The 21,263-nt window shown below is 48.8% G+C and carries 17 protein-coding genes and 1 pseudogene; 10 read left to right on the top strand and 8 right to left on the bottom strand.

Annotated features, from left to right (window positions below):
- Positions 1-107 precede the first annotated feature (107 nt).
- Positions 108-1,331, bottom strand: coding sequence for a leucine-rich repeat domain-containing protein (locus tag PCH01S_RS02855; RefSeq protein WP_042226618.1), 1,224 nt, complete (start codon positions 1,329-1,331; stop codon positions 108-110).
- Positions 1,332-1,506: 175 nt separating this feature from the next.
- On the opposite strand from PCH01S_RS02855, the gene PCH01S_RS30165 reads away from it, so the two are divergent.
- Together PCH01S_RS30165 and PCH01S_RS02850 are read left to right on the top strand one after the other, a co-directional pair.
- Positions 1,507-1,668 (top strand): hypothetical protein, encoded by a 162-nt coding sequence (locus tag PCH01S_RS30165; RefSeq protein WP_164977140.1) that lies wholly within the window; start codon positions 1,507-1,509, stop codon positions 1,666-1,668.
- Between the two features lie 132 nt (positions 1,669-1,800).
- Positions 1,801-2,577: a class I SAM-dependent methyltransferase gene (locus tag PCH01S_RS02850; RefSeq protein WP_042226616.1), complete on the top strand. Its 777-nt coding sequence runs from the start codon at positions 1,801-1,803 to the stop codon at positions 2,575-2,577.
- Between the two features lie 113 nt (positions 2,578-2,690).
- Here PCH01S_RS02850 and PCH01S_RS02845 read toward each other — a convergent pair whose 3' ends face one another.
- The gene (locus tag PCH01S_RS02845) at positions 2,691-3,509 is read right to left on the bottom strand and encodes a DUF2935 domain-containing protein (protein WP_129112508.1); all 819 of its coding nucleotides are present in this window, start codon (positions 3,507-3,509) and stop codon (positions 2,691-2,693) included.
- 329 nt (positions 3,510-3,838) lie between these two features.
- On the opposite strand from PCH01S_RS02845, the gene PCH01S_RS02840 reads away from it, so the two are divergent.
- The 6 genes from PCH01S_RS02840 (at position 3,839) to PCH01S_RS02815 (ending at position 12,708) form a co-directional block, all read left to right on the top strand.
- Positions 3,839-5,509 (top strand): DUF6138 family protein, encoded by a 1,671-nt coding sequence (locus PCH01S_RS02840; RefSeq protein WP_084706509.1) that lies wholly within the window; start codon positions 3,839-3,841, stop codon positions 5,507-5,509.
- A 165-nt stretch (positions 5,510-5,674) separates the two neighbouring features.
- Complete coding sequence (locus PCH01S_RS02835; RefSeq protein ID WP_042226615.1) at positions 5,675-6,658, top strand: AraC family transcriptional regulator; 984 nt, start codon at positions 5,675-5,677, stop codon at positions 6,656-6,658.
- Positions 6,659-6,851: 193 nt separating this feature from the next.
- Positions 6,852-7,814: an ABC transporter substrate-binding protein gene (locus PCH01S_RS02830; protein WP_042226614.1), complete on the top strand. Its 963-nt coding sequence runs from the start codon at positions 6,852-6,854 to the stop codon at positions 7,812-7,814.
- Positions 7,815-7,854: 40 nt separating this feature from the next.
- Entirely contained in the window at positions 7,855-9,687 is a 1,833-nt protein-coding gene (locus tag PCH01S_RS02825) for an ABC transporter ATP-binding protein (RefSeq protein WP_042226612.1), read from the top strand.
- On the top strand, positions 9,656-11,392 hold the full coding sequence (locus tag PCH01S_RS02820; RefSeq protein WP_042226609.1) for an ABC transporter ATP-binding protein: 1,737 nt from the start codon (positions 9,656-9,658) through the stop codon (positions 11,390-11,392). Before PCH01S_RS02825 ends, PCH01S_RS02820 begins: the two co-directional genes overlap by 32 nt.
- Positions 11,393-11,679: 287 nt before the next feature.
- Positions 11,680-12,708 carry a lytic polysaccharide monooxygenase gene (locus tag PCH01S_RS02815; protein WP_084706508.1) on the top strand — a complete coding sequence of 343 codons (1,029 nt, stop codon included), beginning with the start codon at positions 11,680-11,682 and terminating at the stop codon, positions 12,706-12,708.
- Positions 12,709-12,867: 159 nt separating this feature from the next.
- Here the strand turns inward: PCH01S_RS02815 and PCH01S_RS02810 are convergent, their stop codons facing one another.
- Positions 12,868-13,773 (bottom strand): hypothetical protein, encoded by a 906-nt coding sequence (locus PCH01S_RS02810; protein WP_241688689.1) that lies wholly within the window; start codon positions 13,771-13,773, stop codon positions 12,868-12,870.
- Positions 13,770-14,327, bottom strand: a complete 558-nt coding sequence (locus tag PCH01S_RS02805) for an RNA polymerase sigma factor (protein WP_042226607.1) — start codon at positions 14,325-14,327, stop codon at positions 13,770-13,772. Before PCH01S_RS02805 ends, PCH01S_RS02810 begins: the two co-directional genes overlap by 4 nt.
- A 338-nt stretch (positions 14,328-14,665) precedes the next feature.
- Between PCH01S_RS02805 and PCH01S_RS29585 the strand changes: the two are divergent.
- A pseudogene (locus PCH01S_RS29585) lies at positions 14,666-14,915 on the top strand (ATP-binding protein); the annotation flags it as partial.
- Between the two features lie 14 nt (positions 14,916-14,929).
- Here the strand turns inward: PCH01S_RS29585 and PCH01S_RS02800 are convergent.
- The 4 genes from PCH01S_RS02800 to PCH01S_RS02785 form a co-directional block, all read right to left on the bottom strand.
- Entirely contained in the window at positions 14,930-16,324 is a 1,395-nt protein-coding gene (locus PCH01S_RS02800; protein WP_042226605.1) for an alpha/beta hydrolase family protein, read from the bottom strand.
- Between the two features lie 93 nt (positions 16,325-16,417).
- A complete protein-coding gene (nagA, locus tag PCH01S_RS02795) occupies positions 16,418-17,563 on the bottom strand; it encodes an N-acetylglucosamine-6-phosphate deacetylase (RefSeq protein ID WP_042226604.1) in 1,146 nt (381 codons plus the stop codon).
- Positions 17,553-18,347, bottom strand: coding sequence for a DeoR/GlpR family DNA-binding transcription regulator (locus PCH01S_RS02790; RefSeq protein WP_174446776.1), 795 nt, complete (start codon positions 18,345-18,347; stop codon positions 17,553-17,555). Before PCH01S_RS02790 ends, nagA begins: the two co-directional genes overlap by 11 nt.
- 335 nt (positions 18,348-18,682) lie before the next feature.
- Complete coding sequence (locus PCH01S_RS02785) at positions 18,683-19,726, bottom strand: LacI family DNA-binding transcriptional regulator (RefSeq protein ID WP_042226600.1); 1,044 nt, start codon at positions 19,724-19,726, stop codon at positions 18,683-18,685.
- Positions 19,727-20,116: 390 nt separating this feature from the next.
- On the opposite strand from PCH01S_RS02785, the gene PCH01S_RS02780 reads away from it, so the two are divergent.
- Entirely contained in the window at positions 20,117-21,253 is a 1,137-nt protein-coding gene (locus tag PCH01S_RS02780; RefSeq protein ID WP_241688687.1) for an ABC transporter substrate-binding protein, read from the top strand.
- The last annotated feature ends 10 nt before the right edge of the window (positions 21,254-21,263 follow it).

Here is a 21,263-nt window from a genome sequence, read left to right as displayed (position 1 = left end):
ACGAAAAGCACTTTTGCTTAAGCCTGCTGTAATAAATTTGAGATTTCGCAGGCTCCGCATAAGTGCTTTTTTATGATTTTAAAATGCCAAAGGCCCTTACAGGTTCACTAATAAGTTTCATATACGAGTTGACTGCTCAGTTCATGCTTACGGTTAAAAACGGCGTAAATGTACAGGTGTCCGGCCGGAGACTCGCCTGCATCGTATCCTATCCGAATGGTGGCGTCTTTATCGAATTCGAGCTCGGAAAGGACTAGCTCGGTAACATCTTCGTCAGGGTGTGTATGGGCAATCAGGTCTGCTGCCTGCTCATGGAGCTGATCCAGTTGTTCCCAGGTCTTCTTGATTACCGGTGACAGACGTTTCATATCCGCCTTGGCGGGTACATCGGCTCTAACGGATAGTTCCTTGTCTTTATAGAGAAGTGCGGTTTGATAGGAACATAACGAGCCGTCGTATCGAAAAGTTCCCATGCCCTTGACTGTATGATCCGGCTCGACGATCAGATTATCGGCATAATCGAGCCGCTTCAGCATCGGGTTACAGCTGATATTGAGTTCGGTGAGTTTATTTTCCGAGCAGTATAGCTCGTTCAAAAGCGGATTATGATTGAGATCCAAGCTTGTAAGATGATTCTGGAAGCATCTTAAACTTTCTAAAACCGGGCACTGAGATACGTCCAAATGCTTCAAATGATTGTTGTTGCAGCGTATTTCAACGAGGCCGGCGCCATCCTTTATATTCATTTCGATCAAATAATTGCTTCCGCAATCCAGGTACATGAGGGATGCATTCCGCTTCAGTTCCAAATTGAACAGGGAATTATAGGAGCAGTTGAGTTCCTGCAAGTGGGGGTTTTGCTCTACATGCAAGTCTGAAATCATATTCCAGGAGCAGATCAACTTAGTAATCATGGGATTGCGGCCGACATCCAGATGCCTAAGGCGGTTAAAACTGCAATCCACCGCTTCCAACTGCACATTGGCCTCCAAATCTATGGAATAGATTTCGTTGTTGTTGCAAGACAGCTTCTTCAGCTTCAAGTTATGGCCTGTATCCAGAACATGCAGTTTGTTTCCATTGCACTCCAAAAATGTAAGATTTGCATTTTTGCTGATGTCAAGTTCCGTCAAGTGATTAAACGAGCAATCAAGCTCTTCAAGAGAAGCGAAGTGTTCAAGCCCTTTCAGACTGGAAAATCGCAGATTCGCAAGCTGAAGGGAGACGATTCCTTCCACATCGCTTGTTTGAATCCGTCCGCGATTCTCGCAAAAACGGTCCAGAACAAAAGTTTTAAAACGTTCATCCACGAAATCTTGGGTAATATCCATGACAATTCTCCCCGCGATATGGTTTTTCCGTTCATTCGACAAAAAGCCTTGTTATGCGACAAACTTTAACAGATTTAAAGTAATCTATTTCCAAAGTTATTGCAAGTCTGGGCCCTTCGCTTGTCAAACGCCTCTTCCAAAAGATGATTGACAGGTCGAGGAGTTTATGGTTATTATGGATGCACAAAGTCCACAATTATCGGGTGCCGAGAAAACCGCTGAAAATCCAACTGATCCGCCACAGGCACCAACCGCTGATACCGGCCGAGACAGAATGGAGGAGATCACCTTACTAAATCTGAGTAATGTTTTTATGGAAGCCGGTCAAGCCGTATGATCCTTGCAGGGCAAAGCTAAGGTAAGATTTGACTAATTATAGATATTAAATATCTGTAAATTCTATATAAAAGTAAATCGAACGATTCATTTTTTTGTATCTACATCTTATTAAAAAAGGGAGACTGATCCTATGTGCAGCAAACCCAGTACCAATCACTCAAACTCGGAAGTGTACCGTGTTAAACCGTATTTTAACGTCAAACCGGAAGAAGGGGTCTTGTCCTTGCTGATGCCGCAACCCGGGGAGCTAATCCTGGACGTAGGATGCGGGAGTGGGGACCTAGCGGCTGAGCTCACAGCCGCCGGAGCCAACCCTACAGGTATCGACTTGTCGGAAGAAATGGTGAAGCGGGCGAGACAGAAGTACCCTGAACTGAATATTCAGGTGGAAGATGTTTGTCATTACCGGACGGAGGTCCCCTTCGACGCTGTAGTCTCCAATGCGGTGTTGCACTGGGTCAAAGATGCTCCAGCTGTTGCCCGGAGCATTTGGCTGGCCCTCCGCGAGGGCGGCAGATTCGTTGCCGAATTCGCCGGCAGCGGCAATGTCGCCTTGCTGACTGCCGCCATGGAGCAGGCGCTGGAGGAGCATGGGTATGCGTGGGCGGGACGGAATCCGTGGTACTTTCCCACGATTGGCGAATACGCCAGTCTTCTGGAACAGACCGGCTTCCGTGTCACGCTGGCTCAGCACTTCGACAAGCCCACTCCGCTCAAGGGAGATATGGGAATTAGGAAATGGCTGGACAGTTTCTCCGAATATTTCTTCCGGGACGTCACCCCAGCTGACAAAGCGTCCATCTTCCGAGCCATCGAGGCAAAAGTTAAGCCATACCTTGAGCGGGAAGGTCAGTGGATGGTCGACACTAGCCGATTGCGCATCGTAGCCTTCAAGAAATCCGTATAAGGACAGCTTTTAGCGGCCTATCATGGATGCAAGTTGATTTGCCATGAAAGGAAAGCACCCCTTAATAGCAGAGATGCTGTTAGGGGTGTTTTTATCTTTATAACACTGCTTAACTAATGATGAAGTACACGGTTACTGCTGCTTATGCCTGTTAATGACCGCTCGAACAACTCAATAATCTCCAAAAATCTTTCTGCTTCACGAAAAACATGATCCGCTAATAAGGGATGTATGATGCTTTTGATTTTACATTGTTCAATTAAATCTCTTGCGGTTTTCTTGAAATCTTTCAGAGATGCAACCGATACTCGATTCTGATCAAGAAATTGGTTTAACAAGGGGACTGTCTGGGATTGCGGGCGCATAGAATCCATATCCCTTGCCTGATACAACAATTGATCGAAATCATGGCTAAAATCCCGGGCTTGATCCACTAATTTTCGTTCCGATGGGTCTAAGAGATGACCGATAAATTTTGCATGGTCCGCCATAATACGTAAGAAAAAAACATTTTCATCAATAATGGCATCCGGAAGCGGTTCCAGTTTCCCTTGATTCAACTCTTCTAACCGATTTCGGAAATATCTTGCTTCTCTGCTGACATGATCCACTAAAAGAGGGAAGTTTGTTTGACCCGGCAGCCGGCAAGTTAGAATAAGGCCGAGTACTTTTCGTTTAAAAACCCAAATATGAGAAACAGCCGTGTGTACTTCTTGATTAAATGCATAGATTGTTGCCGGATCGGTTTCCTCGGGAAAAGAGAGTGCTTTTTGCTCAATTGCTTCAAACGTACGGTAAAATTGGGTTGCTTCATTGATCAGTTGGGTGTCCTCACATCTAAAACCTAAGCGTAAGAAAAAGGAATGCTCTTTCATAATGCGCGACCAGAACCTTATCTCCTCTAATGAACGAGAAACAAATAGATCCGCCATGCAAAGCCTCCCCAATGTACTTTTGTAAAAGGATATGAGCAGGCCGGCTTGTTTAAATACAGATGGCTGCAAAAAAGCACACTGCGGTAAGGTTGCCGACCACGATCTGCACGCTAATGTTCCGTTAGTCGAAGGTGTCATCAAAGTCATCGATACCGGGCACGTTTTCATTTGATCGCCCTGCTGCTAGATGTTATCGTATAGTAAAATAAAGTAAATGTGCCTAGTTAGGCAGAATGAATGTAACGGCGGCATACCTATCTTTTTTTCGTTGAACAGATAAAGGGGAGCACGCAGACCAATCTATAACGCAAATAAAGGAGCATTAGATGGACATGGATCACACTCCGGAAACGATTCTGGACGAAATGAAACGGCAAATCGATAAATGGGCCGCCTATATTAGCGATAAGGACGCGGACCAAATCGTGAAGCGCACTTCGCTTCAGGTAGGCATTCACGATTACGCTCTGCTGGAATACGCCAATGGCAGGACGAGCGTGTCGGATAATAATCTTGATTTTACAGTGCCGAGAGCTGCGGCCAGACGTGGCGATTCCGCGGAAACCCTGACAGAGGAACTAGTGCGGGAGCGGATCGTTCCTGAACTTGCCGCTTATATCGGGCAAACATTGGACGTTCTGACACCTGCTTTAATCGATTATCATTTTACTTTCACTGGAAAATTCCAGACGAGGGAAGGCGAGGTATGCGTTCGTATTTATAAATACGTCGACGAGGCGAAGAAGAACCGATTGCTGGAACGAATCTCTTTCTATGTCGCGAAAAAGCTCGAAGCGGGAGAATATCCGACCAAACCTTTGGAGACGTTTTTCCTCTCCAGGCATCTGTTGGACGAGAGGCTGTTTCCAGATGTTGATGCCGCGCGGATCATTTCTCTTTTCGAGAAGATTCAACAAGTGAACAAAGGAAACAAACATCTTGCGGAGCATCGGAATTGTCTGGTAGTAGCTTTGCGGAATTGGGCGGAGGATCAATGGCTGCCCCGCTATTTTGATCAGGTAGGGACAGAGTTTCAGAAACAGTTTAAGAAAAAAAGCGGGGCCCGGCTGGAAAATACCGAGCAGGGTCCGATCGAACTTATTCTATATACCGCAATCTTGATTCTGAAATACGAACCCTCCTACAGCAGAAGCACGGGACTGGATATATTGAATTGCGCGATCGAGCTGGGAAGTGCCAGGGCAAAACGTCTGACCATGGAAGGCAGCGGCGCGTTCGCCAAGGAAGACGTCTACTCTCGCGACGAACTAGTGGAATGCACAGCCAACGATGTGTTTGCCGAGGTTACCCTGGTTATTAAGCAGGAAACAGAGGAGAGCTACGGGCGTGCGCTGCGGTTTCTGACTCGCTTGCTAAGCCTGGGCTTTCCCAAAAGCTATCAACTCAAGCTGAAATCCGGCGTCAAACAATGGCTGCCTGTCAAAGGGCTGGCCAAGTCGGGAACACACCGCTTTTTCGCCCAAGCCCTGGAATATCGGAATTTGCATCCCTTGCTGGAGGAGTACGCCCGAGCGGCGATGGAACCGTTCGAATGGTATGCGGATACGGAAGGGGAAAAGAATTGCATGCCGGGCAGTTATGCCGTCTTCGGGCTTGGCTTGGCGGATCGGGCCTATTTTCCGTTAGTGGAAGAATACATGGGGAAGGTTGACGAAGAACACCAGTACGTTCAGAACCACTTCACGGTCGCTTTGGCCGAGCGGCATGGCGTTAACTCGGAAACGATTCCTACGCTGGTGAAATGCATGCTGCACAGTACGGATTCGCTGAAGCTGAAGATCAAAGCGGATATGGAAGACGACTCGCACCTTAGGGTGCTGCTTGAACAGGTTCGCGACCTTCAGAACTATGAGGTGGAGCATATCCATTATTTGATCTGGGGCGGAACGGACAAGCTGAAGAAAATGGCCGCCAAGGCGGAAGGGGATCGTCGGCAATGGCTTTCCGAGCTGTTGCAGCTCTCCGGTCACCGGTAATCAGCTTTCCCGCACGTTTAAAGAAGTCGCCCAATGGGCGGCTTTTTTGATTATATACGATAAGTTCATGTCATCAATAAGAAGTTGAACATCTTGACAATGATAATGATTATCAATATCATTAAAACAGCTAGTGATAAGAAAATTCGGAATGGTGGGAAAGGTATGACGGAATCTGTTCATGACAACGTGAATCAGTTTTTTGATCAAATGGATTTTTTCTATCGTTCTTTGAACCGGACGGAAAATATGGAGAGAAGCGATTCGGCAGGCGAAGGTTTTGCTTTGCGCATCGTACCGAGACCTGAACTGATCATTGTTCTCACCAATTGTACGTTACATAAAAACACACAGATTAATTTCCGGTTCGACATTCCGATGGTGGAACTGTCGATCTGTCTGGAAGGGGAAGGAGCCGGACAAGTTAACGGCCTTGAGGTTCCGCTATGTCCGAATATGGTTAATCTCGGTCTTATGGGACAGGGGTCCGGAGAGTTTTGCTTTGTCGGCGGCCGCTCTCTCGTAACGGCGAGCATTTATATTCCGGTATCGTCTTTCAATTATTATCTCGAAAACATCGATCAGGGCCGAACGGTCGATTTCCAACGTCTGCTCGGCGCGAAATCTTTCCGCCAGTACAGACAAGCGATAAATCCCGCCATGCTCCAACTGGTCCGGCAGCTTGTTCATATGCCTTACTCCCAGGCAATCCGCAATATCCATTTGGAATGTAAAGTTCTTGAAATGCTATCCTTATCGTTTCAACAGCTTCTGTTTGAAAACGAACCCGGTCCTTCCGCGTTTTCCATGACACGAAGCGAACTGGAGAAGATTCGCCGCGCCAGGGAAATTTTGCTGGAACGGATGGAGTGTCCGCCGTCTTTGCTGGAGCTGTCCCGGCTTGCAGGGTTAAACGATTTTAAATTGAAAGCCGGATTTAAGAAAGTTTACGGCACGACCGTATTCGGATATTTGCGCGAGCAAAGACTGGAAAAAGCGAAGCAATTGCTTCTGAGCGGCCGGTTCCGGGTGGGGGAGGCTGCGGCTTACGTGGGCTATACGAATGCCAGTTATTTTGCCGATGCTTTCCGCAAGCATTATGGGGTTAATCCGGGAGAATTATTGCGGAGTTCCTCGACTGTTTTTTGATCGGTACGTTCATTCGTTTAAGAGACGCCGGATGCCTGCATCCGGTGTTTTTTTATTGGATTCGCACGATAAAAAAATCCGTCTGACCGCTTTAAAATCCGTCTGGAGGCGGAGAAGAAACAAGAATTGGTATAGGATGTTGATTGATCGAGAGTGAAAATCATTATCAATAAAGAAAGAGGGTTTGCACACAATGATACGCAGCCGGATTACGTTGCCTTTTTGGGCAGCGGCCCTGTTTATTCTTCTTTTGACGGGATGTTCCCCCGCAGAGAAAACCGCTTCCCCGGAAGCGGATAGCCCGTCAAGCGGAACCGCGGCACAAACGACCGGTGAGAAGGAGGCGTTCCCGCGTACGATCCAACATGCGAAAGGATCGCTTGAGATCGGTAAGAAGCCGGAGAAAGTAGCTACTCCATATATCGTTTATTTGGACTATTTGACCGTACTCGACGAGCCGCCGCACGCTTCACAGGGGATGGACATGATCGGCAGTTTCCCGAATTTGAAGAAACGGCTCGAAGGCAAGCAGGTATTGGATCTTGGCCGCGAAGCGAGTATGGAAAAGCTGCTGGCCGCATCCCCCGATCTGATCATCTCGGAAGATGAAAACAAGTTTACCGAATACAACAAAATCGCCCCGACTGTCATTATACCGCACAGTGAGGACTGGAAAGCGCAGCTTCGGATCATCGCTAAAGTTATCGGAGCCGAAGAGAAGGCGGAAAGCGTCATTGCCGATTATGAGAAAAAAGCGGCCGAATACAAAGAAAAGCTGGCGTCAAAACGCGGAGAGACGGTATTGGCCGCGATGTTCAGCGGAAAGGAATTCACTTCTTTCAACATGAGCCGGATGCGGGTTTTCTATGAAGATCTGGGATTAACACCGGTCGAGGCGTTTAAGCAGGGAGGAAATTTTAATCTGGAAGGACTGGCGGAAGCCGATCCGGACTATCTGTTCGTTGTGAATAACTATGTCCAACCCGTTGCCGGCGGTGTGATGGCTTCGATGAAGGACAACCCGATCTGGAACCGGTTAAAAGCGGTGAAGAACAACCGTGTATTTGTCCTGGACGACAGTTCGGTTATCGGGCCGATGCCGCTCGGAAAAATCGTGGCGATCGACGAGATTATGAAAGCCATGAGCGGACAGTAAATGGGAATTAATCCACTGTTAACAGAATAGGAGCGATACTATGAGCAACAAGTCCGGCGTGGCTCGGCTGCTGCAGATCGCGGGAGAGAAGCGAGGTCTTCTCGCGGCCTCCGGCATATTGTCCGCACTTAGCGCGATCGGCCAGCTGATTCCCTACATATCGGTTTATTTTATCCTGAAAGAGCTGCTTGTTCATGCGGCCCATCCTGCAGGAGCGGACGGTCCGTTCATGGTCCGTTGGGGAATCATTGCTCTCCTGGGGCTGATCGGGAGTCTTGTTCTGATGTACGCGGGAGGGTTGTTATCCCATATCGCCGCCTTCCGGATTTTGTACGGCCTGCGAATCAAGCTCTCTTCCCACATCGGAAAACTGCCTTTAGGCTGGTTGAACGGCACGTCTACCGGAGCGGTCAAGAAGACGCTGGAGCAGAACGTGGAGAAAATTGAAACATTCGTTGCCCATCAGCTGCCGGATCTCATTCACGTCGCGGTGTCAACTCTTCTCATGATTACCGTTATGTTTTACTTAAACGTATGGCTGGCATTTGCGTGCATCGTGCCGATTCTGGTCGGCTTCGGCGTACAAATCGTTTTGATGACAGGACCGGAGACGAAGAAGAACGTAAAAAAATACCATGACGCTCTGGAGAGATTAAACGGCTCGGCGATTCAATATGTGCGCGGAATGCCTGCCGTGAAGGTATTTGGGCAAACAGTGCATTCTTTCCGCAAGTTTTATGCCGATATGATCTACTATCGCGATTACTGCGTGAAATACACCGACCAGTTTCAGAACGGTTTTCTGATATTTAAAGTGATTCTGGTTTCGTTCGCGGCCTTCGTGCTGCCGGTCGGGGTATTTCTGCTCAGCCGCGATCCGGGCAACGCCGCTTTCGCTTCTGTGCTGCTGTTTTTCCTTGTGATGGCGCCGGGCGTGTCGGCTCCGATGTTTAAGATTATGTACTTGATGTCCACCCTGCGTGATATCGGCGAAGGGGTAGAACGTATCGACCGTTTATTGGCGGAAAAACCGATCCCGGAACCCGAACGCCCGGTTAAGCCGGTTCAATATGACGTCACATTCGATAAGGTGAGCTTCTCGTATGAGGCTAAAGCCGGAAGCGGCGAAGCGCTCTCGAATATTTCGTTCACTGCCGGACAAGGGCAGGTAACGGCGCTCGTCGGCCCTTCCGGAGCGGGCAAGTCTACCGTAGCCAATCTGGTTCCCCGCTTCTGGGACGTTAACGATGGAGCTATCCGTATCGGCGGCGTCGACGTGCGGGATATGACCGTTACGGACTTAATGGATACGGTCGCTTTTGTATTTCAAGAGACCTTTCTTTTTTACGATACGGTGTATAACAATATCGCGGTAGGTCGGCCGGATGCCGCTGCGGAAGACGTGTATGCGGCCGCAAGAGCGGCGCAGTGCCACGAGTTTATCGGCAGGCTTCCCCAAGGTTACGAGACCCGGATCGGCGAAGGCGGCGTTTATCTGTCGGGGGGCGAGGAACAGCGGATTGCCGTAGCGCGCTCTATCTTGAAAAACGCGCCTGTTCTCGTACTGGACGAAGCCACCGCATTCGCGGACCCCGAGAACGAAAATAAGATGCAGCTTGCCCTCAAAGAGTTAATCCGGGGGAAGACGGTTCTTGTCATTGCCCACCGGCTTCATGTGATCCGCGATGCGGATCAGATACTCGTTCTGAGCGGCGGCAGACTTGCTGAACAAGGCAAGCACGACGAGTTGGTTGCCGCTAACGGTCTCTATGCCAAAATGTGGAGCACCTACACGGATTCGGAAAGATGGCATATCGGCATGAAGAAGGAGGCGACAAACGATGGATTTACTGCGCAACATCACGGCAGGTAACCCCCGCGCGTTGATCAAGCCGGTGTTGTATACGACGCTGGCCAATCTGATCGGAATTGTTCCGTTCGCCCTGCTAGTGGAAGCTGCGCGGCTCATTTTCGAACCGTTTGCGTCACCCGGGACCGCTCTTCAAACAGAGCGGCTGTGGTGGGTATGCGGAGGCATGGCCGTTTCTCTGATCCTTATGTATGCCAGCGAAGTTCCGGCATACCGTTCCCAGTTCCGTCAAGCCTACAGCGCCGCGGCGGAAGGGCGGACGCGCTTGGCCGAGCATTTGCGCAAGCTGCCGCTCGGTTATCTGAACAAACGCGATCCCGGAGATCTCGCAAACATGATGATGGGCGACTTTACCATGGTCGAGCATGGCATTTCTCATCTTGTTCCGCAAATGATCGGCGCGCTTGTTATGCCGGTACTCGCTCTTGCGGGATTGTCATTTCTGGACTGGCGTATGGCGCTTGCTTTATTCGCCGCGTTTCCGCTGGCAGTCGCGCTCGTGATGCTGACCTCCGGAATTCAGCATAAGCTTGGCGCCAACCATATGCGCGCCAAAATCGATGCCGCCAACCGTCTGCAGGAGTATCTGAACGGCATCCGTGTCATCAAGGCCTACAACATGACGGGGGAGAGCTTTGCAAGGCTGACCCTGTCGTTCAGGGAGCTGATGCGGCAAAGCATCCGGATTGAAGGGCTGCTCGGGCCGATCGTCCTGAGTGCGATTGCTTGTATCCGCGCCGGCCTTACTTTCATGATCATGGTCGGCGTTCATCTCCTCCTTGGAGGCAGCCTGGATCTGATCGTGTTCGTTTCTTTTCTCATCGTGGGCACCCGGATTTACGATCCGCTAACCACGGTGCTTGTAAATTATGCGGAATTCCGGTATCACGAACAAGCGGGTGAACGCATCGTACGGCTTCTTCAGGAGCCGGTTATGCCGGGTAAACGCCAGCCTCCGGCGGCTTATGACATCGAGCTGGAGCAGGTCACATTCGGTTATAACCGGCAAACGGTGCTAAGGGAAGTGAATCTGTCCATCCCGGCCGGTACGTTTACGGCACTTGTAGGTCCTTCGGGCAGCGGCAAAAGCACGGTTTTACGCTTGATCGCGCGTTTCTATGATCCTGCGGGGGGAAAGGTTCTGCTGGGCGGCAACAATATCCGGGATATGGAGCCCGAAGCGCTGCTGAGCAAAATATCTATGGTTTTTCAGGATGTATATCTGTTTCAGGATACGATTGCGGCCAACATCCGCTTCGGACGCAATAACGCCACGATGGAAGAGATCGAGGAAGCGGCGCGCCAGGCTTGCTGTCACGATTTCATCATGAAACTTCCGAACGGTTACGACACCCTTGTCGGAGAAGGAGGAAGTACGCTCTCCGGAGGTGAGAAGCAGCGGATTTCCATTGCCAGAGCGCTTCTCAAAGATGCGCCTATCGTCTTGCTTGACGAAGCTACGGCATCGCTGGATCCGGAGAACGAGGCCGTCATTCAGGAGGCGATCGACCGGCTTGTACAGGGCAAGACCGTCATCGTCATTGCGCATCGCCTGAAAACCGTGCGAAGTGCGGATCATATCGTCGTGCTGGATAACGGCAGCATCGTCGAGCAGGGCAGCCATTCCAATCTTCTGGCCGCGAAAGGGTTGTACGCCCGATTGTGGGATATCCAGCAGCAGGCGGATACTTGGAAAATGATTGAATAAAATTGTATTCTAGAAGGTATTCCTTCAAGAAGGTACAAATGCTCTTTTCTATCATACTTTAACCGTATATCCTCGCAGAAAAGGAGACATTCCGTTACAGGAACTCCTTTTTTTGTTAGAAAAATATTGTGATCTGCTCCAATCCGACTTATAATATGGAAGATATAATCACGAAATGTATGTTTCTACCAAAGATCGCTGCTAGACTTTTAAGGGAGGTGATGTCGTTTAAACTAACGAAATGTAAGCGCTTTTGGCGCTGAAAACCCAAATCTGAGGAGGAATGAATGATGAATTTGGCTTTACCGAACGGAACCTTGCTGCAAAAACTGATTGCCGCATGCGGAATGCTGCTGATGCTCGCTTTACTGACGGTCTTGTTTCCCGAAACCGGCTCGGCTCACGGGTATTTGGATGTTCCCGCCAGCCGTGCGCTTTTATGCAAAAACAACGTGAACAAGGATTGTGGAGGAGCCTCCTACGAGCCGCAAAGCGCCGAAGCGGGCAAAGGCTTTCCTAACGGAGGCCCCGCCGACGGTCACATCGCGAGTGCCGGTAACACCTTCCCCAAACTTGACGAGCAAACCTCGACACGTTGGAGCAAGGTTCCTATGACGTCGGGCCCGCAGGCGTTCAAATGGCAGTTGAACGCCGCACATGCTACAACGACTTTTAAGTATTTCATCACCAAGCCGGGCTGGAATCCGAACGCCCCGCTGACGAGAGCTTCCTTTGACCTGACGCCTTTCTGCCAGGTGGATTTGAACGGTGCAAGCCCTAGCAACTATTACACCACGAATTGTAACGTTCCCGAAAGAACCGGTTATCATGTCATCCTGGCTATCTGGGAAGTCTCCGGAGCGCCTACCGCTTACGTCAATGTGACGGATGCAGATTTCGGCGGAGGCAGCGCACTTCCCGCTCCGGCGAATCTGGCTTCCACAGCCGTAACGGACAACAGCGTTTCCTTGAGCTGGGCATCGGTAGCGGGAGCGGCTAGCTATCAAGTATACCGCGATAACGTTGCGGTAGGCACGACAACTTCGACTTCCTATACGAACACGGGGTTGTCGAGCGGCACTTCCTACAGCTTTACCGTAAGCGCAATCGACTCTTCGGGTAAGGCATCTCCATCCTCTTCCGTAGTGACGGTCAAAACGACGGGCGGCAGCACAACCACGTATCCGGCCTGGAGTGCGACTACGGTTTATGTAGGCGGAAACAAGGTATCCTACAACGGTGTCAACTATGAGGCCAAATGGTGGACCCAAGGCGAAACGCCGACCGGCACCAACGTATGGAAGGTCATTCCATAACGTTAGCGCGAGCGCAGCAAGCCCTGGAGGCGGAAACCTCCAGGGCTTTTTTTGCATGGAAATGGAATCCCAAGCGAAGCGCTTGCCGGCTGTCAAGAATCCATCCTCTAGAAATCGCATGAGGAATGGATAAGCAGGCTTGGCATCAGGTTAACAGGATTAGTATAACGGCAGCGCGTCTTGTTTCAGGTTTTTAAATAAATCGCCGGACAGATCCAAGAAACGATCGGGCAATTGATAATACGCGTCTCCCATCGACACAATTTTTAACTCCGGGATGATATACATGGCCATGCCAGTCCCGTCCTTAAGGTTAAACTTCAGTTGATACGATTTCCCCTGGGATTGCGCCTCCGCGATGCCCTCGAATTCCCGGTTGGTTAAATCCGCCGTTTTGGCCGTGTAAAGGCCTTCGACGATGGACTTCACAGAAGCGGAGTCCGTCATTTTCTTCAGCACGTCGTTCCCCGCATGATTCAGAATATGAATGTCCCGCACATGTTCCTTAAGTTTGGACATATCCAGGTATTCCTTTGCGGAAATTGCGGAGTCGTTTACCTTCGCGACGATCTCCGCCAAGTAGAAGTTCTGTTCATATTGAACCGCAATCCGGAAATGGGACGGGTACGCAGGAATCTCGTACAGTTTCCCCCCGATGGCGAAAGTTGCGGTATAGTCCTTTTCCACATTGCTGCCTTCAGTGTTCTTCCCGGTCTCGGGGCCGGTATCCGCTACTAACGTTCCGAGCGATTTTACCGGCTCAGTTCCCGTGAACTTAAACGGTGCGCCGTCGTCGACGAATGCATAACGATAACCGTTGTACGTTAACAATTTCCGGATTCCGGTCGGAGACGCGGGCAGGGACTGCTGGAAAATTTGCGGTGTGGCAGGCTGGGGAATAGGAGGGGACTCATAAAGCGCCAACCCCGATACCAGTGCGACACAGGCAGCGACCGAACCCCACAGCGCATAAGATTTTTTAGTCGCGCGTCTCGCCGTATGAGCTTTTTCAATAAGTTGGTCGTCTATGTACCCGATCGTTTTAAAGAGATCTTTATTATTCATACCGAATAACCCTCTTTCTTAAGGTATGTTTGGAGTTTTTTTCGTGTTCGGAACAGAACCGATTTGGCTTTGCTTTCACTTATCGAAAATCGCGACGCGATATCCGACATAGAATCGGAGTACCAATATCGTCTCACGAAAATATTACGATGATCTTCATTTAGGGTCTTCAAAAATTGGCTGATCGCTTCGGCCATTTGTTCTTCTTCATACCGGCTTTCGACGTTATCGGAAGAGGATAAGCAATCGTTCAGTTCATCAAGTATCGTCTCAAATTCTTTGCTGCGTTTTTTGGCCGTGTGATAATCGTATTTATCCAAGGCGATATTCCGCGTGATTCTCCCAAGAAAAGACGAAAGCTTAGCGGGTGACTTCGGCGGTATCGCTCTCCACGCTCCCAGAAAGGTATCGTTCACGCATTCTTCCGCGTCTTCCACGCTGGACAGAATATTAAGGGCGATCCGAACACAATAATGTTTATACTTTTTGGCTGTTTCTTCTATGGCTCTTTCATTGCGCGCAAAATACAGCTGTATGATTTCTTTGTCTTCCACTCCATCACTTCCGTTCGGTTTGTTTAAGGCCCTCACTTATAAAGTAGGAAAAGAGGCGCTCCGGTTGCGGAATTGATTTCCAAAAGGGTGCAAAAAGTGTTTTTGTTCAAAGGCGAAGATTGGCACTTTGTGCTTCAAGGCCGTGAAGCCGACAAGACCTAAAGTAACAAAATAAAAAATAAAAGGAAAGTCACTATTTCTTTTATTGATTCCTTCCACAACGACGAATGTTTTCAAAAAAGCTAAACGACCGTTCCCCGGCACAATGCCGAGAAACGGTCGCAGTATTACAATTCCGGATCAGGAAATCCGTTTGCCTGTTAATTTGCTTGACGCCGGACGGGAATCAAATAACGTTTACGATACGTGATTCAGGGCCGGGCTTCTCCTCGGAAGAACTAGAGCGCGTTTTTGAACTGTTATATCGTGGGGAAAGCTCTAGAAATCGTTCAACCGGAGGCAGCGTTCTGGGGCTAACCATTTCACAAAAAAATTGTCAGGCGGCACGGAGGCGACCTTGCCGTTAGTAACCATCCCGAGGGGGGAGCCCTGCTGAAAGGCTGGCTCCCGGCAGGTGGTCCGGATTAGAAATGGTGCCGTCGTCAAAGAGGTTTACCGCCATTCTTTTTCAAATGTCTGGTAAAGAAATCTAGCACATAAGAATTGACAAGGGCAGCCCCTCTGTAACCGTCAATGTCCCCAGTCATACCTGTATATTTTAACATCGGCGTATAGAACTGCAGGTCGGTAAAATTGAAATGGTCCGTTCCCCGTATATGAATGACCTGTCCGTTACGGGCACCGATACTGTCCATCGCCTGTTGTTCCTTCACCAGTTGTGCCCGGATACTGTCCGGAACCTCATTGTTCTTTATCGCCGCAGAAAGCGTGGATCTTTTGTCGGAGTTAAGGAACATGAACGGCTTCGGCATCTGGCCTTTATCCTCCAGGTCATAGAGCGTTCCATCCATATCGATTCCGGCTTTGATCTTATCGCTGGAATAGGTGACGTTAAAAGCAGTCCCGCCTCCGAACGAATGCCCCATGATACCGGTATGGTTTACATCTATCATGCCCTTCAAACTGGACTCGGGGTCTTGATTCAAATGTTCCATTTCCGAAAGGACGAACTGAATATCGGCTGCCCACACAGCTCCGACACGCTTAGCATACGCGTAAAAATCATTTGCCGGCGTCTTTGTCTCAAATCCGGTTATCCGCCCGTCCGGAAAAAGGGTAGCCGCCGTGCTGTAGGTATGGTCGATAGCGGCTACTATAAACCCGTGACTGGCTAAGTTTTCTGCCTGAGAGACATGCAGCACGCTGCCGGTACCCATACCATGACTAATCAGTACCAACGGATAAGGCGCGGAAGCGGGGAGAAGTTCAGCATTCAGGCGGGAATTGCCGCGCGTATATTTCCAGTAATCGAGAATAAATGCGGGGAGCCCGAACACTCCTGAGAAGTTTTCCTTGTATGTTTTGAACTGCACCGGATCTTCGGGAAACAGCAGCTCACCTTTACCGGGTTGAGGTTTTGCGGGATACCACACTCTAACCATAAGCTCGCGGTCATTTTTGGGAAGATTAGGATAGCTGTCCTGCCGCGTGGAATCCGTAAAGTGAAAGAGTTGCGTTCCTACCGCCGCCTCTCCGCCTGGCTTTGGCAAAACCAATATCGGCACCGCCTGTGCCAAGAAAACAGAAAAACCCAGCAGCACAGTGAGTACAGAATAGCCGATGTATCGTGTTTTTTTCCGGAGATTAACGGATTTCGGATTTCGATAAATCCTTATGGCAACCAGAATGAACAAGATAACCGAAACGAGGTAGGAGGGAGCCAATTGCCAGCGGTATCCTTCCCAAATCAGATGGGCGCTCAGTGCGCAGATAGCCGCAAAGCCTGCACCCAGACCGATTTTTCGATTCCTCATGAAAAGCAGTACGACCAGCAGAAACAGATTTGAGCCTATAAGTAGGGCTTCAAACAAACGCATAGCAATCTCTCCCCGTTTTTCATCTTTTTACCTTTCCGATTGTAAGATTCCAAGGTTAAAGTTGAGGGGGGAGCGAGTTTAAATGTCGGTTAATTAGACGATAGAACCTTTGATCATGGTCCATTGTACTTGAAATTGTTCGTCTAACAAGACAAGATCGGCATCGAAACCGACGGAAATCTTCCCTTTGTTAGCGAGACCTAACAGCCGTGCAGGCGAACTTGACGCCATTTTAACCGCGTCTGTTAAAGAAATGCCGGTATCTACGGTTAAACGCAGCGCCTCATTCATCGTAACCGTACTGGAAGCTAAAGTCCCGTCCTCCAGGCGTGCTACACCTTCGGAAACCGTAACGTGATGCCCGCCGAACATATATTTCCCGTCGCCGAGTCCCATGGCTTGCAAAGCGTCTGTGATAAGAACCATGTCATCCGGTCCTTTGAGACGATGCATCATTCGAACGATTGCGGGATGCAAATGAATGCCGTCTACAATCGCTTGAAGGCTTACATGTTCTTCTTCAAAAGCGGCTACAACCAGTCCGGGATCCCGATGATGAATCGGACGCATGCCGTTGAAACAATGCGTAACATGACTGGCTCCTGCTTCAAAGGCTTGTTTGGCTTCCTCGTATGTGGCATCAGAATGCGCGACGGCGATAATTACGCCCGTTTCCTTCAGAAAAGAGATGAGTTCCATCCCGCCGGGTAATTCGGGAGCTATTGTAACCATCTTGATCAGCCCATCTGCTTCATTAAAAATTTCTTTCATTTCAGCAAGATCCGGATGCCGTAAAAACCGCTCATTTTGCATCCCTTTACGCTTCGGATTCAGGTAAGGACCTTCTAGGTGAAGCCCGGCGATTTTGGCCCCGACTTCATGACCGGCGACACGTTTCACACTGCGAATCATGGCTATTAAGTCTTCGATAGTCGAGCTGACGGAGGTAGCCAGAAACGAGGTACAGCCCGTTGCCGCACAAGCCCGCGAAACCTCCTGAATACTCGTCTCACTTCCATCCATCATATCGAAACCGTTGGCGCCGTGAATGTGGACATCGATCATGCCTGGGATTAATAAGCGGCCTTGACCGTCCATATATTCATAGTCACCTTCCGGAAGAGTAGCCAGACCGCTTTCTATCTTTTCAATGATTCCGTCCCGTATCCAAAGTGTGACAGACAGAGTGGAGTTATCTTCTTGAATCACGTTTACATGGTGTAAAATTTTAATACTCATCCTTATCGTCCTCCTCGTAATTGTCTTTCTCCTCACATTGTATAAGCGCTATATTTTTATTATGAAGTACTTCTTTAATATCGATAGGCACTTCCTGATCGGTAATCAAAATATCCACAAAGTCAAAATCTAAACGATAAACCGACTTGCTTGTAAACTTCGTAGAATCCGCCACAACAATGACCTGATCCGATCTGCGGGCCATCTCTTTTTTCACGGAAACATCCTCTTCGTACGGAAAATAAAGCCCGTCGGCTCGTATGGCCGTAGCTCCGATAATTGCCTTATCCGCTCTTAATTCTCGCAGCTTTTCGATAACGGAAGGTCCGTATAACAACCGATTTTTGGCATGTAAGTAGCCGCCGAGCACATAAACTTGCAGATCTTCACGGCCGGACAGAATCCCTACAATGTCTATGGAGTGTGTGACAGCCGTAATATGTTTAGCAGAAATTTGTTCGGCTGCAGACTGTACCGTAGTGGATACGTCTAAAATGACGGTTTCGTGATCTTGAACCAGTTTAGCCGCTAGTTTCCCTATTTTTCGCTTACTGTCTGTTTCATCAATTAAACGTTCTTGATAAGTGGCGATTTCCTTCTGCAATTGAGGCAGAGCGACACCGCCATGTGTACGAATGACGACCCCTTCTTGCACTAATTTAACAATATCTCTTCTGGCCGTATCCCTGGATACATGAAGAAGAGAACAAATATCCATAACACTCATCGCGTGGTGCTTTTTAATATAGTCGAGTATTTTCAATAATCGTTCTTCTTGATACAACAATCTCACCTCTTATAAGTAAATGTATCACAATATATAAGTATTTCAAGTTATATTTTAAGTAACTGTAAGTATTTTGTTGGTTTTCGTAGGAATAAGAGTCGAATAAAACAAAACTAATTCAGCCGATCTTAATGATCCGAGACAGTGGGTAACTAATGTTAGGAGATTTTGAAATTTAACGAAAAAAAATTAAAAAACAAGCCATCCTTCGCTTTAGCCCAGGATGGCTTGTTTTATGTGAATAGACGGATCGGCCTTTAAGTCGAGGTATCACTTCGACCGGGAAAATAAAGTCCTTACGGAGGAGGATGACTTTTGCCGGGCAGCCGTGTTTAGCGGGTTTCGTTATTGTTGTCTTGAAGCTTCTGCAAACGACGGTCGCTTGACTGGCGAAATAGAGGTTGAAACGGCAGTAAAATTTTGACTGGGAGAGGATACGGCGTCTGCATTTCCTGAAGGACCGTTCTTGCGGCGACACTTCCGATTTCAAGGGTAGGAATATGAATCGTCGAGAGGGGAGGAACCGTGTAACGAGAAGGCTCGTTGTCGTCAAAACCGATAATGGCGAAATCTTGCGGGATTCCATAGCCCTTCTCGGAAATGGCGCGCATAGCCGCCATCGCCATAATATCGCTGGCCGCAAAAACCGCGGTAGGCAGGTGGCCGCGATGTTCGTCGATGTAATTCAGGACGAGACGGTAAGCCTGATCCGGTTCCCACTCGGCGTTAAGCACATACTGCGGCTGAACCGTCAAACCGGCTTGCTCCAGTGCCAGCTTGTAACCCCGGTAGCGTTTCTCCCTCTGGAATTCTCCGGACAAGCCGGTGCCTCCGATAAACAGGATGTCCCTGTGGCCCTGATCCGTTAAATGTTTGACGGCAGTACGAGCGGCTTCGACCCGGTCATAGGAGATGGTAGGAATATCCGGGTCGGACACGTCGATTCCGACGATATGCTCCACATGCTTGCGGATATAGTCATACAAATTCTTCTCGATGCCCTCGATGATAATGAGGCCTCCGGTTTGGTCTTTGTGGATGACCTGCTGCAAAATTTCAGGTTTTTGCAAATCTTCTTGCGTATAAGTGAACGCAATCTGATACCCGTGAAGAGCCAATTCTTTCTCTATTCCCTCGAAAATAACGGAGAAGTAGGGATGGTAGCGCCTTCCCTGCATCGTGGAAACGATACAGCCGATTCTCTTCACCGGCTCTTGTGCGGAAAGCTTGATCGTGTAGCCGAGTTCTTGGGCAGCGTCCCAAATTTTCCGGCGAGTTTTGCTAAGGGAGGCACGGCTGATATCGTCAGCCAGAACACGGGAAACCGTAGAAATGGAGACACCGACCCGGTCCGCTATATCTTTTAGTGTGGGCATGCTATAACCTGCCTTCATTTCATTTAAGAATGAACGAACAAAAATTCTTACTCTCTATGTTAAGTAAAATAAAAACGCAGGTCAACTGAAAATAAGAACAAATAAATTGCAATTTACGATCAAAAAAATGCAACTAATTTGCAAAATAAATATTGACGTCTCATTTTTATGGAGGTATTATTTCTATGTGGACGTAGAAAATTCCAGTTGAAATAAAAAGAAAGGGGTTACAAATTGAAAAAAGTCCGATTTTTTTCATTTATTTCTCTGTTGTTTGCAATGATTATTGTTTCGTCTTGCACGAATGATAAAGAAACGACGGCTGATAATTCTGCAAATCCGGACGGTAAAGTAAAACTCGTTTTTTGGAGCCATCAGGAAGATGCCTTTATGAATGCGTATAAAGATTTGATTGCCGCTTACCAGGCAAAACATCCGGAAGTAGAGATCGACTATCAATCCTTTCCATACGATGTTTACCCTCAGAAGCTAAAAGCTTCTTTCATTGCCAAAAATCCTCCGGACATCGCCGAGATGTTCGGCACCTGGGTTCCCGTCTACTCCACGAACGGGCTGCTGGCGGAAATACCGGACGGCGAACGTCTCCGGGACGGCTATTACAAAGCACCGCTTGGGGGATATTCATTGAACGGCAAGCTTTACGGACTTCCGCTCGAATTCAATATCGAAAACGGCGGCATGCTGATCCATCCGAAAATGTTGAAGGAGAAGGGAATCGAAGGGCCTCCGTCTACATGGGAAGAGCTTGTGGAGAGCGCCCGTAAACTGACGGTCCGGGACGGGAAGGGCATCAAGGTGAAAGGGTTTGATTTTGTATCCGGCGACAATATCACCTTCACGTTCTTGTCCATGATTTTGCAGCAAAACGGGAAGTATTGGGGCGAAAACGATCACGTGAACTTTCGGACGCCGGAGGCGAAAAAAGCGATGCAAGCTCTAGTTTCGCTTATCAAAGACGATAAAGTCGCGGACCTCACGACGTTCGGCGGAGAGCTTGACATCTCCGACTATTTCTTTCAGGGAAGTTCGGCGATGACGTATCGCGGACCCTGGTCCATAGCCGCCGGTTTAAATACATACAAGGCAGAAGACTTCGAGTATGTGCCGGTGCCGTCTTTCACGGCGAATCCGCCCTCATACGCTGCCGAATCCGGCTGGGGACTAGTAGCCTCACAAAAAAGCAAGCAGCGGAAAGCCGCCGTCGATTTCATCGAATTCGTTTCTTCCAACGAGAATCTGCTGCAATGGAACCTGAGTACGTTTACGGTCCCCGCCAAAAAAGAGGTGGCCGAAAATCCCGAATTTCTCAAAGCCAATCCGTTTATGAAAACTTCGCTGGATATTTTGACGCTGGGAGAGTGGATCGGACCGATTACGGACCGGGATTATTTCTTCAAAGTGATCAACGATCATTTTCAATTAATGGCAAGCGGACAGGAAACCGTGGAAGCGGGTCTGAGGGGCATTGAAAAATCAATAAACGACAATCAGGATCAACACAAATGATCGGAGTGAT

It is taken from the genome of Paenibacillus chitinolyticus NBRC 15660 (assembly GCF_000739915.1).
Classification (GTDB): domain Bacteria; phylum Bacillota; class Bacilli; order Paenibacillales; family NBRC-103111; genus Paenibacillus_F; species Paenibacillus_F chitinolyticus.
This window is presented reverse-complemented; position numbering and strand designations above follow the sequence as displayed.

Excerpts from the sequence above, each read along its gene's own strand:
- PCH01S_RS02845 (WP_129112508.1), bottom strand. The coding sequence starts at position 3,509 with ATGGCGGATCTATTTGTTTCTCGTTCATTAGAGGAGATAAGGTTCTGG.
- nagA (WP_042226604.1), bottom strand. The coding sequence starts at position 17,563 with ATGAGTATTAAAATTTTACACCATGTAAACGTGATTCAAGAAGATAAC.
- PCH01S_RS02825 (WP_042226612.1), top strand. The coding sequence starts at position 7,855 with ATGAGCAACAAGTCCGGCGTGGCTCGGCTGCTGCAGATCGCGGGAGAG.
- PCH01S_RS02800 (WP_042226605.1), bottom strand. The coding sequence starts at position 16,324 with ATGCGTTTGTTTGAAGCCCTACTTATAGGCTCAAATCTGTTTCTGCTG.
- PCH01S_RS30165 (WP_164977140.1), top strand. The coding sequence starts at position 1,507 with ATGGATGCACAAAGTCCACAATTATCGGGTGCCGAGAAAACCGCTGAA.
- PCH01S_RS02855 (WP_042226618.1), bottom strand. The coding sequence starts at position 1,331 with ATGGATATTACCCAAGATTTCGTGGATGAACGTTTTAAAACTTTTGTT.
- PCH01S_RS02815 (WP_084706508.1), top strand. The coding sequence starts at position 11,680 with ATGATGAATTTGGCTTTACCGAACGGAACCTTGCTGCAAAAACTGATT.
- PCH01S_RS02810 (WP_241688689.1), bottom strand. The coding sequence starts at position 13,773 with ATGAATAATAAAGATCTCTTTAAAACGATCGGGTACATAGACGACCAA.
- PCH01S_RS02850 (WP_042226616.1), top strand. The coding sequence starts at position 1,801 with ATGTGCAGCAAACCCAGTACCAATCACTCAAACTCGGAAGTGTACCGT.
- PCH01S_RS02820 (WP_042226609.1), top strand. The coding sequence starts at position 9,656 with ATGGATTTACTGCGCAACATCACGGCAGGTAACCCCCGCGCGTTGATC.
- PCH01S_RS02830 (WP_042226614.1), top strand. The coding sequence starts at position 6,852 with ATGATACGCAGCCGGATTACGTTGCCTTTTTGGGCAGCGGCCCTGTTT.
- PCH01S_RS02840 (WP_084706509.1), top strand. The coding sequence starts at position 3,839 with ATGGACATGGATCACACTCCGGAAACGATTCTGGACGAAATGAAACGG.
- PCH01S_RS02780 (WP_241688687.1), top strand. The coding sequence starts at position 20,117 with ATGAATGCGTATAAAGATTTGATTGCCGCTTACCAGGCAAAACATCCG.
- PCH01S_RS02835 (WP_042226615.1), top strand. The coding sequence starts at position 5,675 with ATGACGGAATCTGTTCATGACAACGTGAATCAGTTTTTTGATCAAATG.
- PCH01S_RS02785 (WP_042226600.1), bottom strand. The coding sequence starts at position 19,726 with ATGCCCACACTAAAAGATATAGCGGACCGGGTCGGTGTCTCCATTTCT.